This window comes from Enterobacter sp. RIT637 (genome assembly GCF_019718755.1).
Taxonomy (GTDB): Bacteria; Pseudomonadota; Gammaproteobacteria; order Enterobacterales; family Enterobacteriaceae; genus Enterobacter.
On sequence record NZ_JAIHAZ010000168.1, the window covers coordinates 1 to 533 of the forward strand.

Consider the following 533-nt stretch of genomic DNA (forward strand, 5'->3'; position numbering starts at 1 on the left):
GCGCCGAAGGACTCAACACCAGAATAAACGATGGCATCCAGCGTATTTCTTCCGTTGCGGATGACCTCAGTGAGTACCGTAGTATGCAGGTAGCTGTTTTCCTTTGCCTGGTTATCAGCCAGAATTTCTGCAAGGAAACTGTCAATCAGAAAAATACTAGTTTTTTGCACTTCCGAAAACGAAGCAAGAGTCTTTTGCACCCGCGAGAAATTCTCGCTGTTCCACTTATGCGCCCTAACAATATCGCCTAAAAAACCGCAATGCAGCCTCTGTTCCGGTTTCAGGGTGAATGCAGACACATGAATCTTATCCCCTGGCTGGGCGCTGATTTCTGCCAGGCAGCCATGATTGCTAATAGAGGTGTATAAAATAGACACTCCCTCCGTATTTAGTCTTCCGGTTTTGGCGCACTTCGCGGGAGGATAAATAATATCGGTAACCTGCTCGAATCCTTCCGGGTGGGCCTCATCAACTTTTCTCGCCCGCCACACGGTCGTGGCGGTGACATCATGAAACCCCATCGGCAGCTGACT

1 protein-coding gene is annotated in these 533 nt (G+C 49.2%); it reads right to left on the reverse strand.

Going from position 1 to position 533, the window contains the following annotated elements; translation table 11 throughout:
- Positions 1 to 533: RES domain-containing protein (locus K5E19_RS23810; RefSeq protein WP_221553382.1), on the reverse strand; the 533-nt coding region annotated here is incomplete at both ends.